Origin of the sequence: Syntrophomonas sp. DTU019, from assembly GCA_913757435.1 — a bacterium.
GTDB lineage: Bacteria > Bacillota > Syntrophomonadia > Syntrophomonadales > Syntrophomonadaceae > DTU019.
Genome location: CAJYDM010000002.1, coordinates 125,796 through 142,634, shown reverse-complemented (window position 1 = coordinate 142,634; position 16,839 = coordinate 125,796). Strand labels below are relative to the sequence as shown.

16 protein-coding genes and 1 riboswitch are annotated in these 16,839 nt (G+C 48.1%); of the genes, 13 read left to right on the top strand and 3 right to left on the bottom strand.

Going from position 1 to position 16,839, the window contains the following annotated elements; genetic code table 11:
• Positions 1 to 143: 143 nt before the first annotated feature.
• The 11 genes from AC15IQ_RS06335 (at position 144) to AC15IQ_RS06285 (ending at position 11,281) form a co-directional block, all read left to right on the top strand.
• Complete coding sequence (locus AC15IQ_RS06335) at positions 144 to 1,226, top strand: EFR1 family ferrodoxin (RefSeq protein ID WP_483177940.1); 1,083 nt, start codon at positions 144 to 146, stop codon at positions 1,224 to 1,226.
• Between the two features lie 103 nt (positions 1,227 to 1,329).
• Entirely contained in the window at positions 1,330 to 2,037 is a 708-nt protein-coding gene (locus tag AC15IQ_RS06330) for an HD domain-containing protein (protein WP_483177939.1), read from the top strand.
• Between the two features lie 237 nt (positions 2,038 to 2,274).
• Complete coding sequence (locus tag AC15IQ_RS06325) at positions 2,275 to 3,258, top strand: ARPP-1 family domain-containing protein (protein WP_483177938.1); 984 nt, start codon at positions 2,275 to 2,277, stop codon at positions 3,256 to 3,258.
• A gap of 158 nt (positions 3,259 to 3,416) precedes the next feature.
• A riboswitch (TPP riboswitch) is annotated at positions 3,417 to 3,515 on the top strand.
• A gap of 238 nt (positions 3,516 to 3,753) precedes the next feature.
• Positions 3,754 to 4,596: a hydroxyethylthiazole kinase gene (gene thiM, locus AC15IQ_RS06320; RefSeq protein WP_483177936.1), complete on the top strand. Its 843-nt coding sequence runs from the start codon at positions 3,754 to 3,756 to the stop codon at positions 4,594 to 4,596.
• Positions 4,596 to 5,306, top strand: a complete 711-nt coding sequence (locus AC15IQ_RS06315) for a thiamine phosphate synthase (RefSeq protein ID WP_483177935.1) — start codon at positions 4,596 to 4,598, stop codon at positions 5,304 to 5,306. The genes thiM and AC15IQ_RS06315 overlap by 1 nt, the downstream gene beginning before the upstream one ends.
• 4 nt (positions 5,307 to 5,310) lie before the next feature.
• On the top strand, positions 5,311 to 6,039 hold the full coding sequence (locus AC15IQ_RS06310; RefSeq protein ID WP_483177933.1) for an HAD family hydrolase: 729 nt from the start codon (positions 5,311 to 5,313) through the stop codon (positions 6,037 to 6,039).
• A 160-nt stretch (positions 6,040 to 6,199) separates the two neighbouring features.
• Positions 6,200 to 6,994: a bifunctional hydroxymethylpyrimidine kinase/phosphomethylpyrimidine kinase gene (gene thiD / locus AC15IQ_RS06305; RefSeq protein ID WP_483177932.1), complete on the top strand. Its 795-nt coding sequence runs from the start codon at positions 6,200 to 6,202 to the stop codon at positions 6,992 to 6,994.
• Between the two features lie 482 nt (positions 6,995 to 7,476).
• Positions 7,477 to 8,469 (top strand): ABC transporter substrate binding protein, encoded by a 993-nt coding sequence (locus tag AC15IQ_RS06300; protein WP_483177931.1) that lies wholly within the window; start codon positions 7,477 to 7,479, stop codon positions 8,467 to 8,469.
• A 25-nt stretch (positions 8,470 to 8,494) separates the two neighbouring features.
• Positions 8,495 to 9,415, top strand: coding sequence for an ABC transporter permease (locus AC15IQ_RS06295; protein WP_483177929.1), 921 nt, complete (start codon positions 8,495 to 8,497; stop codon positions 9,413 to 9,415).
• Positions 9,399 to 10,193 carry an ABC transporter ATP-binding protein gene (locus AC15IQ_RS06290; protein ID WP_483177927.1) on the top strand — a complete coding sequence of 265 codons (795 nt, stop codon included), beginning with the start codon at positions 9,399 to 9,401 and terminating at the stop codon, positions 10,191 to 10,193. Before AC15IQ_RS06295 ends, AC15IQ_RS06290 begins: the two co-directional genes overlap by 17 nt.
• Positions 10,194 to 10,405: 212 nt before the next feature.
• Positions 10,406 to 11,281, top strand: a complete 876-nt coding sequence (locus AC15IQ_RS06285) for an MBL fold metallo-hydrolase (protein ID WP_483177926.1) — start codon at positions 10,406 to 10,408, stop codon at positions 11,279 to 11,281.
• Between the two features lie 24 nt (positions 11,282 to 11,305).
• Here AC15IQ_RS06285 and AC15IQ_RS06280 read toward each other — a convergent pair whose 3' ends face one another.
• The 3 genes from AC15IQ_RS06280 to AC15IQ_RS06270 form a co-directional block, all read right to left on the bottom strand.
• Positions 11,306 to 12,130 carry an ABC transporter ATP-binding protein gene (locus AC15IQ_RS06280; RefSeq protein WP_483177924.1) on the bottom strand — a complete coding sequence of 275 codons (825 nt, stop codon included), beginning with the start codon at positions 12,128 to 12,130 and terminating at the stop codon, positions 11,306 to 11,308.
• A gap of 13 nt (positions 12,131 to 12,143) precedes the next feature.
• On the bottom strand, positions 12,144 to 12,980 hold the full coding sequence (locus tag AC15IQ_RS06275) for an ABC transporter permease (RefSeq protein ID WP_483177923.1): 837 nt from the start codon (positions 12,978 to 12,980) through the stop codon (positions 12,144 to 12,146).
• Between the two features lie 93 nt (positions 12,981 to 13,073).
• Complete coding sequence (locus AC15IQ_RS06270; RefSeq protein WP_483177921.1) at positions 13,074 to 14,135, bottom strand: ABC transporter substrate-binding protein; 1,062 nt, start codon at positions 14,133 to 14,135, stop codon at positions 13,074 to 13,076.
• A gap of 579 nt (positions 14,136 to 14,714) precedes the next feature.
• Between AC15IQ_RS06270 and AC15IQ_RS06265 the strand changes: the two genes are divergently transcribed.
• Both AC15IQ_RS06265 and AC15IQ_RS06260 read left to right on the top strand, forming a co-directional pair.
• Positions 14,715 to 15,932 (top strand): MFS transporter, encoded by a 1,218-nt coding sequence (locus AC15IQ_RS06265; RefSeq protein WP_483177919.1) that lies wholly within the window; start codon positions 14,715 to 14,717, stop codon positions 15,930 to 15,932.
• 209 nt (positions 15,933 to 16,141) lie between these two features.
• A complete protein-coding gene (locus AC15IQ_RS06260) occupies positions 16,142 to 16,804 on the top strand; it encodes a DUF3298 and DUF4163 domain-containing protein (protein ID WP_483178610.1) in 663 nt (220 codons plus the stop codon).
• The last annotated feature ends 35 nt before the right edge of the window (positions 16,805 to 16,839 follow it).

Sequence of the window (16,839 nt, the reverse complement as noted above, 5' to 3'; positions counted from 1 at the left end):
ATCAAGGGGGATTAATGTGGCGCCGCAACCATTTACAAGGACCAGGATCTTGCCTCGTTTGCCGGTCCATAATACTGGGAAATGACAGTAGAAATTCACCTAAAAAGAGCTGGAGAAAAAAGAGTGGAGAAGCAAGAGCGCTTATGTACAAAAAAGCGACCATTTACTACTTTACCGGTACCGGTAACTCCTATCGAGTCGCCTCCTGGATGGGAGAAACTGCGGCCGCCCAGGGAATAAAGACTCACATAGGCTCCATCGGCAGCGCCCGGCCAGCTAAGGAGATAGAGCAGGGACCGGAAAACCTCTTGGGGCTGGTCTTTCCCACCCATGGTTTTACCGCACCATGGCATGTGATCTATTTTACGCTAAGGCTGCCTCGCCGCTACCGAACGCATGCCTTTGTCACCCCTACCCGGGCCGGTACGAAGATCATTGGCTTCCTGCCCGGAATGGAAGGCACCGCTGGCTATCTGATCGCGCTCATTCTCTGGCTAAAGGGGTATCAGCTGCGGGGAGTGCAGGCCGTAGATATGCCGTCGAATTGGATGGCTCTCCACTGGGGCTTGCACCCAGTCAATGTATCGGCTATCATCGGGCGTGCCCAGGCCAAGACAATCGTCTGGTTCAGTGAAATCCTGGCCGGCAGGCGGAAATTGAGCGGCTTCATCCCGCTGCTATTGGGCCTCGCCCTCATTCCCGTTTCCTTCGGCTACCTCCTTTACGGTCGCTTTTACCTGGCAAAAATATTCTTCACTTCACAGAAGTGCAACGGTTGCGGTCTGTGCGTGGATTACTGCCCCACTCACTCGCTCACCCTGCGCGGCAAAGAAAATAAGCTCCCCTTTTGGAGTTATTCCTGCGAAAGCTGCATGCGCTGCATGGGCTTCTGTCCCCAGCAGGCTATCGAAGTCAGCCAACCCCTGGCTGTCTTGCTCGGTTACATTACCAGCGTTCCCGCCAGCTATTATTTGCTAAAATGGCTCACCGCCCTCATCCCCGGAATGAACCGTATCGTCAACTACTGGCCGGGAACCGTTATCAATTACATCTACTTCCTGCTGTCGCTCTTCTTTGTCTACCGATTGTTCAACTGGCTCACCCGTGCCCCTATAATCAACAAGCTTTTCACCTACACCTCCCTCACCCACTACTACCGGCGCTACCACGAACCGGGAACGAATTGGAAGGATTTGCGGGAGGAAAAGGAAAAGATTAATAATTAAATAATATTTAAAAATAGAACATTTGTTTCTTTTGGTGACTGTGTCCTGTCACCACGGCGGGTTATTGTCAGCTTAAAGATTGATAACCGCAGAGGAGAAGCATATGAAAACCTGTGAAAAAACCGCCTACCCCGGTGTAATCGCGCACCTGCAGGCCATGCCGCAGTTCCAGGCCCTGAATGCAGCCGCCCGCGATAACATTATCGCCATGGAATCAGATTTGAGGCAGCTCTTAAACAGCCTGCACAACGAGCCCTTCAGACAACTGGGGATAGCCTTCATGGCAGCGGACTATTACCCCAACTTCTGCCTGGCCCCGGCTGCCCAGCGCTACCACCACAACTACAATGGAGGCCTGTTGGAACACAGCCTGGGGACGGCTAGAGTTGCCCTGCAGATGGCGCAGCTGCACCCCGATATCGACCGCGAACTGATTCTAACCGGGGCAGTCTTGCACGACCTCGGCAAGGTCCGGGAGATGGAGGCGGGAGAGGGCATAACCTACACCGATGAAGGTAAACTGCTGGGGCATATCATCCTGGGCATAGAAATGCTGGAAGGGCTGATGGAAGGCATACCGGTCAGCAGGATCACCCGCAACAAACTGTTGCATATGATCGCCAGTCATCACGGCTATTATGAGTGGCAGTCCCCTAAGAAACCGCAATTCCTGGAGGCCAAAGTATTGCATTTGGCAGATATGATGGACGCTGAGATCTGGAAGTTTAAATCCGCCCAAGCCTCAGGAGAAGGGGCTGCCTGGTCGCCTTATATACGCAGCATCGGCAGCGAAGTGTATTTAGAAAAATAGTCTCAGGCGGCTCAACGAGAGGTAACATCGGGACTGTTCCTGCTCCGTCCCCTTGGGGAAACACGGGATTGTCCCCGGTGTTTCCGCTGCATCTCCACTATCCCCTGCGTTTTCCCGACTACCCCCGGTTTATGTCAACAATAACTGCCTATCTGTGTTCACCATTTTATGGTGACAACCTAGTGTCCAGCCTGGGTTTTACAATTTACCCAGATTAAAGACCAGGAGGACAATGCTATGGAACAAGTATTGAAACGCCACTTCCAAGAGCTGCAGTTGGGGGAGCCGTGGGTGAGAGAGAACCTGACCCTGATACCGATCATCGCCAAGACAGAAGCGGGACCGATGTATTATGAGATGCTGGATGAGGCCGTGCAAGGGGGACGCCTGGAAGCCAGAGAGATCGGCGAGGGAGGCAGTGTCAATGAAATTCAAGTTATAAACAAAGGCGAAAAACCGGTGTTGATCCTCGACGGGGAAGAACTGGTGGGAGCCAAGCAGAACCGCCTGGTCAATGCCACCCTACTGATTGCCGCCGGGGTGAAATTAGTGATCCCGGTCAGCTGCGTGGAACGCGGGCGCTGGCACCACACCTCGGCCTCCTTCAACATTTCGGAGGCCTTCGGTTACAGCCGCCTGCGCTCTAAGAGGACTGCTGACGTGACCGCCAACCTTCGCATGCATGCCGACTTTGCGTCAGACCAGGGTGCGGTTTGGGCAGAGATTGACCGCAAACAAGCCGCAATGGGATCGTATTCAGCCACCGCAGCCATGCATGACGTGTTTGTTGATTATCAGGCCGAAATGGAAAAGTACACCGCGGGGGTGGAGGTCTTGCCCAATCAAGTCGGGGTAATGGTGCTTGTCAATGACAGCTTCAACTGCCTTGATATTCTAGGCCACAGCGACGCCTTGGACGGCCTGTGGAGCAAACTGTTGAAGAGCTATGCCATGGAGGCTCTGGAGTCCAGGGGCGCAAAGCCGCGTAAAAACGCACCCCGGCCCGGTCAGGTATGGCAGCACCTTTCCCAGGCCAAGCCAGAGTTCTACAAATCACCGGGGGAGGGCACCGACTTCCGTATACAGACGGATTGCTATATTGGAGCCGGCCTCATCGATCGCGCGCAGGTCCTGCACTTCAGCGCTTTCCCGGCCATTAACGACCCGATCCGTGAGGGCCATATAGCCCGGCCCAGCCGCCGCCGGCGGAATCAGGGATAGGCAGTTAGTTCGCATCTGAAGCCGTCTTTGTCAAGATTATTAACTGCCGCGGGCTGCCAACTGGTTGGCACTAACACAATACAAAAAGATGGGGTAACAATTCACTGTAGTTGACACCAAAGTCTATAAGTGATAAATACTAAAGAGAATATAAATTAAATATATTGCGGGGGGACTCTTAGGAGTTGAGAAGGTAAAACCTGACCCTTTGAACCTGTCAGTTAATACTGTCGTAGGGAAGCAAGCCATTATCATTAATACCTAAATGCTCTCCTTACCAAAGGGGGGCATTTTTTAGTATAAGGATTTTAGAAAGGTGCTTTTGAAAACAAAATATGTAGAGTCGTCAATTTTTCAGTGCATCTAAATCGGCATAGTGGGCCTTTCTCACTATATAAAATATAAGAATATTCCATTCAACTTGTTACTTAACCTCGGTAGTCCTAACGAAATGTTACTTAACCTGGGTAATTTCAACGAAAGGGAAAATATAACTTGCTCAATAAAGAGGACATTCAAAGCCAAATAATTCAGGCGGTTGAAACAGTAAAACAGACAAATCCTGTGGCAGGGTCAATCACCAACAGTGTAACGATCAATTTTGTGGCTAATGCCCAGCTTGCTGTGGGGGGCTCCGCTGCTATGGTTTATCTGCCCGATGAGGGCGAATTTTTGGCTAAAGTCAGCGGAGCCGTCTATATTAACGTGGGTACGCTGCTGCCAGTTTATGAACAGACCTTACCTCACGCAGCCAGGGTTTTGCATGAGATGGGGAAACCATGGGTCCTGGATCCGGTGGCAATCGGTATTGGCTCTCTTAGAACGCAGCTGTTGCGGCAGTTTAAAGAGTACAAGCCAGCGGTGATCAGAGGGAATGCCTCGGAAATTATCGCATTAGCGGGTTTATGGGGGTTGGACGGCGGTTCGGATGTATCCAAGGTTCGCGGGGTTGACTCCACGGATCCGGTAACTGCCGCCAAAACTGCAGCTGTTGCCCTGGCCAGGTGGACCGGTGGAGCTGTTGCGGTATCGGGAAAAACGGATTTGATTACCGACGGTGCAATCATCGTCCTCTCTTATGGAGGGTCGGACTTTATGGAGATAATTACCGGATCAGGTTGTTCTTTGGGCGGAGTTGCCGCAGTCTATGCAACGGCCGCCTCACCATTTGTGGCAGCCCTTACTGCTACCGCGGTTTACAATTTAGCGGGGCTTCGCGCGGAAAAAGGGGCGGATGGTCCGGGAAGCTTTCAAATTCAGTTCCTCGATGAACTGTATAAAGCGACCGCAGTAGATATTGCTAACAATCCCTTTGACATTGAGGAGGGGAGATTATAATGAACCTCAGGCATAGACTTGATATTTCAGCATACCTGGTTGTGGGCCCTGAGAATACGAAAGGCCGGCCCGTGGCGGCAATCATAAAAGATGCGGTTGAGGCCGGGTTTACATGTGTGCAAATACGATCCAAGGTAGCCTCTGCCCGCGAATTGATCGAGTTGACCCGTCAGGCCGCGGTGGTAATTGCGCAAGCTGGACGGGCAGATGAAGTTGCGTTGCTGGTGGACGACCGCCTGGATGTTATCCTGGCGGCGAGAACACAAGGAATAAAGGTTAATGGAATCCACGTGGGACAAGCAGATATCCCAGTGGAAGTTTGCAGGAAATACTTAGGCGAAGATGCCATCATTGGCCTATCCGCCAGAACCCATGAATTATTTGAGTATATCCAAACCGTGGATATCTCTCCGATCGATTATTTTGGTGTCGGACCACTGCATGAGACTGCGACCAAGCCGGACTGTGGGCTTGATGGGGATGGAAAAGTGGTCACTAGAAGCCTGGCTGATATTTCTCGACTTGCTAAACTCAGCCCAATTCCAGTAGTTGTCGGTGGCGGGGTTAAACTTGCCGATATACCTTCGCTGGCCCAAACAGGAGTCGATGGTTTTTTCGTCGTGACCGCAGTTTCTGAAGCGGATAATCCAAAGCAGGCGGCGGCTGAGCTAGTTGAGGCCTGGAACTCAATAAGCAAGGGAAAATGGTGAAACCATGATCAAGGGGGCAATTATCGACTTAGACGGGACTATATTAGATTCTATGTCCATCTGGGATAAAGCCGGTGAAATGTTCTTATACAATTTGGGAATAGAGGCGGAGCCCGGGCTTTCTAAAATTATGTTTTGCATGAGTATGATCGAAGGGGCAGAGTTTTTGAGGAACAGATACCGTCTGGATATGGATGTGGAGGCAATTGTAACTGGCATCAATCACACCATTGAAGATTTTTATTTTAACCACGTCCAACTGAAGGAAGGTGTGGAGCCGTTCTTAAAAAGCATGCGACAGGCCGGCATTAAAATGGTGGCGGCAACATCCTGTGACAGACAGGTCATCGAAAAAGCACTGGTGAGACTTGAGATCATAGATTATTTTGACAAGCTATTTACATGTACGGAAATAGGTGTCGGCAAAGAAAAGCCCGATATTTATCTTGCTGCGGCTGAACATCTGGGAACATGCCCCAAAGAAACATGGGTTTTTGAAGATGCCCTGTATGCCATTCAAACTGCAAGAGATGTCGGCTTCAAGACAGTCGGGATTTTCGATGCTTCAAATATTGACAACATAGATGAGATCAAGACAACCAGCGACATCTACTTGGAGGAACTGAACGATATTAATGGCTGGTTTAAAAAGCATCTTTATCCGAGGACTACTTGCCGTAAGACTCCTAATTCTAACACAGCGGGAGATAAAAGCAGCTGCGTCCCTGGATAACGATTGCTAAGCTTCAGGTGGGAGTAAAGACTCCATCTGAAGCCAAAACCTAGTTCATGACACATTTTAAAGTTAAAGCGGCAGATTGGGGACACCACCTTGCCGCTATACAATATTTAATGCTATAGAAAGCTCGATTACAGCGGAATGGAGAAAAGCAATGAAAACAGCATTAACAATCGCAGGGAGCGATTGCTCTGGAGGCGCAGGAATCCAGGCAGACATCAAGACAATGACCGCTAATGGCGTATATGCCATGAGTGCGATTACTGCACTCACTGCCCAGAATACGACCGGGGTTACAGGGATAATGGAGGTAACTCCTGAATTTCTAGGCCAACAGCTGGACAGTATTTTTACCGATATCTATCCGGATGCAGTCAAGATTGGCATGGTATCATCAGCCAGACTGATTGAAACCATATCAGAAAAGCTGAAATTCTATAATGCGCGAAACGTTGTCGTGGATCCGGTAATGGTTTCCGCCAGCGGTTCAAAACTGCTCCAGGATGATGCAGTGGAAACCTTGAAAAATTGTTTGTTTCGTCTGGCTGTCGTATTGACACCTAACATTCCCGAAGCATCTGTCCTAGCGGGAGTATCCATAGCAAATGAAGCGGATATGATTAAAGCGGCGGAAATTATCAGCAATCAATACCGGTGTGCGGTTCTCTTAAAGGGCGGACACAGCGTAAACGATGCCAATGATTTATTGTACAAGGATCATAAGTGCAGGTGGTTCATCGGAGAGAGGATTTACAATAAAAACACTCATGGAACCGGATGTACTTTATCCAGTGCGATTGCATCCAACCTGGCCAGGGGGATAGATTTGGAAACATCGATCCAATTAGCCAAGGAGTATGTATCAGGCGCATTAAAGGCTATGCTTGACCTAGGCAAAGGAAACGGACCGCTTAACCATATGTGGAATATCTGCCAGGAGGAAAAATGACAATAAGGAAAATTGGGCATGTCAAGAATATCTAGAGTTGGAGCAGGCGGAGTATGGATCAGCCTTTTTCTTCATGGGCAGTTCTATTAATAGAATGAGATTGCAAAGCATACTATTGACAAACTCGCGAGTGAACGGTTAGCATTTATTTAAACCGTTGAAGAGGAAGTAAAACCACCACCAACCTTAAGCGAGCCGGGGAAGGTGTGAGCCCGGCAGGAGATGGAGTGGACAAATGGGCCTCTGAGGGTGGAGCGAACATCTGCCAGGCAGATCAGTAGCTGCCAACGCAGCGCCAGCGTTAACGGGCGGGGGGTGTGATGGCACCCTGCATGAGAGGATACATTTATTGATGTATCAATTAAGGTGGTACCGCAGGCTAGACACCTGTCCTTAGGCAAGGATGGGTGTTTTTTATTGGCCTCCTTAATCCGCCACCATCGAGAAGAGTTGAGTGAACAATTAAAAGGAGGAATGCAGGAATGAAGAGAAAGTTGATCATGATGGTGGCCCTGAGTTTAATGCTGGTTATGGCCTTAACTGTGGTAGGCTGTGGGAAGAGCGGCCAAAAGGATGATGGTAAGCTAACCATTGGTATCGTTCAGATTGTGGAACACCCGTCTTTGAACACCATCCGGGAGTCGATGGTAGCTGAACTGGCCACCCTGGGTTATAAGGATGGGGAGAACATCACCATTGATTATCAAAATGCTCAAAACGATCAGACCAACCTGAAGACTATCGCTCAGAAGTTTGCTAACAACAAGTACGATCTAATCGTAGCCATAGCCACACCTTCAGCGCAAGCCGCGGTTGGTGAGACCAAAGATATTCCGGTAGTATTTTCCGCCTGCACCGATCCCGTGGGTTCTGGTCTGGTGACCAACTTAGAAAAACCAGGTGCCAATGTAACTGGCACCTCGGATGCGGTTTCCGCAGAAAAGATCATGGAACTGGCTCAGCGCATTACCCCGGGCATTAAAACGGTGGGTGCACTTTACAATACCAGCGAGACCAATTCAGTTTCGGTTATTAATGATCTCAAAGCCTATGGCGCCAAGAACGGTATCAAAGTAATTGATGCTACCGTGACCAATTCCAACGAAGTCCAGCAGGCGGTAAGCTCGTTGGCTGGTAAGGTGGATGCGGTGTTTTCGCCGATCGATAATACGGTAGCTTCTGCTATGCCGGTAGTGGCCCAGGTGGCCAATAAGGCCAAACTACCGGTATATGTCGGAGCTGATTCCATGGTTAATGATGGCGGGCTGGCTACCTACGGTGTCAATTATATTACCCTAGGACAGGAAACCGGTAAAATGGTGGCAGAGATATTAAAAGGAACTAAGCCTGGAGATATCCCGGTCAAAACCATCAGCGATGTCGAGATCTATCTGAATAAAGATACAGCGGCTGCTATTGGCGTTACCATCCCCGATGCGGTAGTAAAAGAGGCAGCTCATATCTTCGGCAAGTAGCCCAAACGGGAAAGGAACCTGGTTTATGACCTTATTAGCCTTAGAGGGATCAATCGAATTAGGCATCATCTACGCTATCATGGCTTTGGGAGTCTTTCTCTCTTTCCGCACCTTGAACATGCCTGATCTGACCGTAGATGGCAGCTTTACGCTGGGCGCGGCTTGTTCAGCAATGCTGGCCGTAGCAGGACATCCCTGGCTGGGGCTGATAGCAGCTATGGGAGCGGGATTTGTAGCCGGCAATGTAACCGCTTGGCTGCATACTAAATTGAAGATCCAGCCCCTCCTGGCAGGCATTTTGGTCATGTTGGCCTTGTACTCAGTGAATTTGCGGGTAATGGGGGGGAGAGCCAATATCCCCCTCATTAACCAAACCACTATATTTAGCCTGCTGGAAGGCAACGATTTAGCACCACTGATTATCCCGGTCACAATTCTTATTCTAATTATGGTGCTGCTTTTCCTATTTTTGCAGACCCGATTTGGCCTGATCTTGCGAGCTACCGGTGATAATGACCAAATGGTGCGCGCCATCGGGGGCAACACTGACTTTACGATTACAATAGGTCTGGCCTTATCTAATGCTCTGGTAGCATTATCCGGGGCGATCATTGCTCAGTACCAATCATTTACGGATATCAGCATGGGGGTCGGCATGGTGGTTATTGGCCTGGCCTCGGTAATCATCGGTGAGGTTATCTTCGGTATCCGTTCCCTGTTGCGCCGCTTACTGGCAGTAGTCCTGGGAGCGATGGTTTATCGCCTGGTCATCGCTTTGGCGATGGAGGCCGGAATGCCTCCCACCGATATGAAATTGATATCGGCTGTAGTGGTAGCAGTGGCGCTTTCAATGCCGGTAATTCGCGACTATCTGCTGGAACGGAAAAAACGCTGGGTTACCCGGTATGGCGGGGAAGGGGGCCAGGCTGATGCTAAAGATAAATAACCTGAGCAAGGTTTTTGGCCAGGGGAGTCAGAATGAAAAACAGGTCTTAAAACAGATTAATCTCACCCTGGCTCCGGGTGAATTCGCTGCCGTAATTGGCGGTAATGGGGCGGGTAAATCCACCCTGCTTAATTGTATCGCCGGGGTTCACCCTTCCGATAGCGGCAGTATTATGCTGGGGGATTACGATATCACTAATTGGCCGGAGTACCGACGTTCGCGCTTAATTGGCCGTGTTTTCCAAGATCCTTTAATGGGGACGGCCTATGCCATGACCATTGAAGAGAATCTGGCTATGGCTTTAGCTAAGGGAAAAAGTCGGGGATTGCAACCGGGTATCAGCCGGTCTGATAGGCGGAATTTCCGGGATCGATTGGCCCAATTGGAATTAGGACTGGAAAATCGGATGTCTGATAAAGTGGGCTTGCTTTCCGGAGGTCAGCGGCAGGCTTTGACCCTGTTGATGGCAACCATTGTTCGCCCCAGTTTGCTGATGCTGGATGAACACACCGCTGCCCTCGATCCTTTGACCTCGCGGAAGGTCTTGCAGCTGACACGGGATCTGGTAGCGGCAGAGCACTTGACCACCCTGATGGTTACCCATAACATGACTGATGCGCTAGCCTTTGGCACTCGCACCCTGATGATGCATGAGGGCAGCATCATTCTTGACCTGCAGGGGAAAGAGCGCTCCGGGATGACTGTGGAAACGCTTATCGCCAGTTTCAAAAAACATAGTGGCGAAGAACTGGTCAATGATAGGTTATTATTAAGTTGAGGCTCTTAAACAACCCAGACAAATCAACCTCGGATATATGGATCTGATTCCCCTTGCCTCCGTATACGGATACATCATAGAAATGCAGCAGGTGGCCAACAGCGTCGACACCAGGGATCACACCTTATTGCGCTCAGCGGAGTGAATCAATTTTATTATTGGCCGCCGAATCATTATTATCGAAGGATAGTAAGATGAGGAGAGGATAATAGATGGTCAAGATCACCGATCACATTTATTTTGTCGAAGCTCCCAACAAGGCCCGTTTCCCGTACTGCCATTGTCTGCTGATCGATGATGAGAGGCGCGCCCTCATGGATACCTCTTGTGGAGATGAAAATCTCCGGGAACTCTTGAAGTCACCTATCGATGTCATCGTCAATACCCATTTCCACGAGGATCACATCCTGGGCAACTATCGGTTCCCCGACGCCGAAGTCTGGATGCACACCCTGGACGCCCCGGCAGCCCGGACGCTGCCCGGTTTCCGGGAGTATTACGGATTCTCTGAATTCGGCGGGAACGCCATCGGCCAGGCCTTCATAGCCAGCATCGACCTGCATGCTTCCCCGGTCCATCGCGAGTTTGTCGATAGGGAGGTCCTCGACTTTGGACGCACCAGGCTGCAGGTCATACATACCCCAGGACATACCCCGGGACACTGTGCTTTCTATGAGGAAAAGAGCGGACTGCTGTTTGTGTCCGACATCGACCTGAGCAGTTTTGGACCCTGGTATGCGCATCGCTGCAGCGATATCGATGATTTCATTAAATCCATCCGCTGCTGTGCCGAGATTGACCCCAAGATCGTAGTATCATCGCACAAAGGCATAATCACCGATAACATACCAGGGCGGCTGAAGGCGTATGAGGAGGTTATCTACCGCAAGGAGGCAGAGATCATCCAGGCCTTAAAGGTGCCATCGACGGCAGAGGAATTGGCTGCCCAACAGATAGTCTATGGCAAGAACCATACCCTGGACGAATTCAATATGTGGTTCGAGAAGATGGCGGTGCTCCAACATCTGCAGAGGTTGGTGAAGCATAACCGGGCTGCCCAGACTGAGGGCCGCTACTACCTGATATAGCAAAACAGGGAGGCTTTGCAATCCCTACGACCTGGCTGTTACGCGGCCTGGGAAATGGTATGTCTTAGGTGTGACGGCTTCCTGACTGGAAACGACTTCTTCTTCCAGCATGTCTAAGATACGGGATGATAGTTTCCCATAAACCGGGTTTGCCCTATCACGGGGACGGGGCATATTCACATCTATACGTTCTTTTATCCTCCCGGGTCCCGCAGTCATTACGATAATATGATCGGCGAGATAAATTGCTTCGTCCACGCTATGGGTTACAAATACTATGGTTTTGCGATTTGCCTCCCAAATCTTCAATAACTCTTTTTGCAATAGGATTCGGGTATGAGCGTCCAGAGCACCAAAGGGTTCATCCATCAATAGGATATCGGGATCGTTGGCCAAAGCCCTGGCAATCGCTACCCTCTGGCGCATGCCTCCAGACAATTCGTAAGGATAGGCTCCGGAGAATTTCTCCAAGCCTACCAGCTCCAAATATTTGATGGCCGTTTCTCGGCAATGGCGGATCGGGGTGCCTGCCAGTTCCAAACCCAGCCCCACATTATCCAGCACAGTGCGCCAGGGCAGTAATGAATACTCCTGAAAGACCATGCCTATCCTTTTATCCGGTTTTAAAACCTCATAGCCCCGGTATAAAATCTGGCCCAGGACCACCGGCTCCAACCCGGCCATCATTCGAAGCAAGGTGGATTTCCCGCAGCCGGAGGGACCTACCAGACAGATGAAATCATTTTCTTTGATTTTCAGCGAAAACTCCTGTAATGCCGGTATATTAGCGCCTTTTTCCGTGATAAAGGTCTTGCCCACTTGATTGATAACAATAATATCTTCCCGCATGCTTATCTCCTTTTTAGCGAGCCAGTCTTTGCCACTTAAATTTCCTGTTTTCAAAAATCCTGAACATAAGATCCAACACGGCCCCAACCACGCCAATACTGATCATACCTGCGATTACAATCTCAGTATGCGCGATAGTATAAGCGTGGGTGATAAGATACCCTACCCCAGAGATGCTACCCGGCAGCATCTCCGCTGAAACCAGGCACATCCAGGCCACCCCCAGACCGGTGCGCATACCATTGACAATCGATGGCGCTGCGGCGGGCAAAAGGATTTTACTAAATATCTTGCGACTATCAGCTCCCAGCACCAATGCCGAATCGACCAGGGTTTTATTGACGCTTCTTACCCCGTAAATTGTGCTGGTGAGTATCGGGAAAAAGGCACCGATGAATATGATAAAAACCATTGATAGCTTTAAACTGCTCAGCCATGTATAGAGTTGGCCTTGTTCAATTCCGGACAGAGTAGCAAAACTTGCTACCCCAAACCAGGCCAAAACCAGCGGAACCCAAGCCAATGGGGGTATGGGCCGAAACAAGCCTAAAAAATTATTGAATAGAGTGAACATGGTGGAATAATATCCCATTAATATTCCCATAGGTATGGCCAACAATACCGCTATTATATACCCGGTCAAAACTCTGATCAGGCTCACCAGAATGTTGCTCAGCAGCGAACCCATGCTGATAAGATTGTCCATAGGTCTGATTAATAAACTAGAAACCTCGCTTACCTGCGGCAGTATGATAGAATTATCTACTCTTTGAGCACAGTACCACCACAGGATTACGAAGAGCACCGGTATGATTAGAGAGATAAGTAAAGTATTCCTTGCCTTAGCCAAGCTGTTCCTCCTCTCCCTGGGTATAAAATAAAAACAGGTTCCCTTCCGCAACTAATTGTTTTCGGGAACCTGTAAGTAAAACAAAGGTCTAAACTACTCTACAAACTGGAAATCAAAGAGAAGCGACTCAGTATCTTTCAGTTCTTTTCCCTTTAAGCTCCCGCTGAATTTGCCCATATTGTCCAGAGTCTTCTGATAAACCCCCACGCCTTCTGTCCAACTGTCAGAGGGGGCACTCATATACTTCAGGCTGGCTTTTTCCGATTCTTCTTTGGATATTCCAATCCAATCCGCGGTGATATGGGCAGCTTCGGTCAAATTTTGATTGCACCATGCGCTGTTCAGACCAATCAGCCTCATGAAGGCTTCGACTTCTTCAGGGCATTCGGATATGATCTTATCACTGGCTGCCACTACACAGCAGGGGGTATCATGCCACTTGCCCGCAGGCGGAAGATCGCGCAATTGTTCAACGATCTGTCCCACGTTTTCCTCAACGGCAACTTCAGGAAAAGGTGAGGGCCCCACCCATCCTTCTACTTGCTTGCTGATCAAAGCGGGGATAAAGTTTGAAGTTTCTTTTAGATCAACCAGCAGGATATCCGCCGAGGTGTCGTTGGCATCTTGGGTTACTTTCAAACCGGCATCGAACAAAGCGGCTTCAAAGACGATTTTGGGTGCGCTGGTAGGGGAATGATAGCCCATTATAACCGGTTTGGAAGATGATTTTACGTAGTTTTCAAACGATGTCCAATCCTTGATATTGCTGCCTTTGGGGAATACCAATGCCATGCCTTCAGTTTGGATGGGCGACAATATTTTAACAGCGGTCCCGCTGTCAATAGCGTTCATAACGGCTGTTACCGAGGCCAGACCAATATCAATATGTCCCTGGGCAAACAGGGTGGCTGTCTCCGAACCGCTTTTGGCGGTGATGATGTTGACCTTGCAGACTTTTTTTCCGTCGGAATACAACTCATACTTTTCTTTGGGCACAACTTCTTTCAAATAAGTTCCCTGGTCTTTAAATGCCTCTCCCTGCTTCATAGCTACTATCAACGGAGTTTGGTGATTGGTAAAGATATAGCTGACGTTTAAAGTAGCCAGCTCCTCGTCACCAGTAGTTGCCGGCTTTTGGTTCCCGCAACCTGTCATGAGAAAGACAGATGCTAGTAAAACAATGACTAAAATCCCCACAAGTCCTTTTCGTTTCAATTCTGTAGTCTCCTCTCTTACTTGGAATAAATCTGACCGTCGACATATTCTAATTTATTATACAATATATTACTTATAAGTATAGTTAAGTTATGACGAAAATTGGCTGTTTAATGTATATATAGCGTTATTTTGACATAATTGGCCATATTGCTTATTTTTTCAGACTTGTGTGTTGGACTCCCCGTGTACGCCGCAACTGGTGATGCCTTGCCTAATGTGTCAATTTAATTTTGATTGATGCTTAGTAGCATCGGAACAAACCCCAATCCTGAAACCGCAGTCTGATGTCCCCATCTGTAACCTGCACCCATGGTAGACTGCCTGATAGAATTTGGTTATCATTCAAGAAAAGAAATGATCCTAAATGGTTGACAGATAGATAGATAGCGGAGAAGGAGGCAGAGATCATCCAGGCCTTAAAGGTGCCATGAATGAAGCGCCTTCATCCAGCCCCAGGTGCAAAAGGGTATAGGCTGACCGATAAGCCTGAATGATTATAATAAAGAGGTAATAGATTTGGAACAGTCAAAGTTGTGGACGAAAGAGTTCATTGTCAACGCACTTATAAACTTTTTCATCGCGGTGAACTTCTATTTATTAATGGTTATTATTTCTGATTATGCGATGAAAGAATTTGGGTCAGCTCCAAGTGAAGCGGGGTTTTCGGCAAGTATATTCATTATTGGCGCACTTCTTGTGCGTCTCTTTGCTGGGAAATTGCTGGTACGGATAGGTTATAAAGCCACTCTCGCCCTGGGAGTTATTACTGGTTTGGCGATGACCTTGTTATATTTCGGGGTAAATGATATTTATCTTCTTCTAATGGTTCGCTTTTGGCATGGCCTATCATTCGGTATAACTACTACAGCATCAGCAACTATTGTTGCTGATATTATGCCCATAAATAGAAGGGGCGAAGGTATTGCCTATTATTCGTTATGTCCAATACTGGCAACTGCTATTGGACCTTTTTTGGGTATGTTCATCAGCCAGCATGGCAGTTATAGTATGATGTTCTCGGTCTGTGCGATAGCCTCAGCTATCAGCCTTTTGCTGGTGCCTTTATTATCCCTGCCTAGAAAGGAACTCACAGCAGGACAAATGGAGGAAATGCGTGGTTTGAAGCTGAGCAACCTAATTGAGTTGCCGGTGATTCCGATTGCCATAATATGTTTAATTGTTTTCATGAGTTATTCAAGTATCGTTTCCTTCCTGGCAGTTTATGCACAAGAAATAGATTTAGTTGAAGCAGCCAGCTTCTTTTTCATTATCTACGCCCTGGTAGTCTTTATTTCAAGGCCTATTATCGGACGTTTATTCGATGCTAAGGGCGAAAATAAAGTAATGTACCCGGCATTTGTCATATTTGCTGCCGGAATGTTCTTATTCAGCCATAGCCATGTTGGTTATCAACTTTTACTGGCTGCAGTATTAGTCGGTATTGGATTCGGTGCTATTCAATCCAGTACTTTGGCTATCGCGGTTAAAATGACCCCGTCCTATCGCCTGGGACTAGCCAATTCGACCTATTTAATGTTCTCTGACATAGGAATGGGAACCGGTCCATTGTTGGTCGGATTTATTATTCCTTTCATTGGTTACCGGGGGATGTATACTGTTGTAGCTGTGGTTTTACTGGCATGCTTGTTTTTGTATTATTTTTTACATGGAAGAACCGCCAATTACAGAAAACACCATTCTGCCAGGAGAGCTTCTGAGGACAGGGCTGCATAATGAAAGCTATGCTCAGCGACCGTCACTTTTAACTTGTTAGTCCCTCTACCATATAATCGCTGATTTCTTCCATGATTTTGGGAAACAAGCCGTTCTCCATCTTACAATTGTGGTGAGAAGTGAAACCGTTTTTGGCTTTTACAATAATATATAGTCACTGAATATAGCATCATTCCATATGCTATCATGAGGTGATTACATTGAAAAAGATGACCCGCTTTAATACCAGAGTAATAGCTGAGGAAATGCAATATGACGGTGTAACGGTTTTAAGCTATCGAATAGAGTACCCCGAATTCGAGTCAGATAATTACAAAAAGGCCATAAAGTCTATAAACCAGTTTTACCAAGGCAGGGCCGTGGCGCTTCAAAACGAGTTTCGCACCAAGCTTTACCAAATGGCAGTTGATCAGTATCTGTTTGATATTGAAAACGGATTTCCGGTACGTGCATTCGAAGCCCTGCAGACCTTTAACGTAACTTATAATAGAGCCTGTGTAATCAGTTTATATTTTGATAATTACCAGTTCACCGGCGGAGCCCATGGCTCAACTGTAAGGACTTCTCAGACCTGGAACCTGAGGACCGGGCAGATGATTAGACTAAGGCAATTGTATGGGTGTCGCAATGATTATCAATCATATATTAAAAATAAAATTATTGAACAGATAAGGGAAAATCCTGATATTTATTTCGATAATTATGAGCAACTGGTAAAACAGACTTTTAAGGTGGATAGTTTTTATAGCACCACAGAGGGAGTGGTGGTATATTTTCAACAATACGATATTGCCCCGTATTCAAGTGGTATAAGAGAGTTTTTGCTGCCCTACAACAGATGCATAATAGATCCTGTCAGGAAATGTGCATAGTAGACTGCCAATAGCATGAGGGTAATAAAATCATT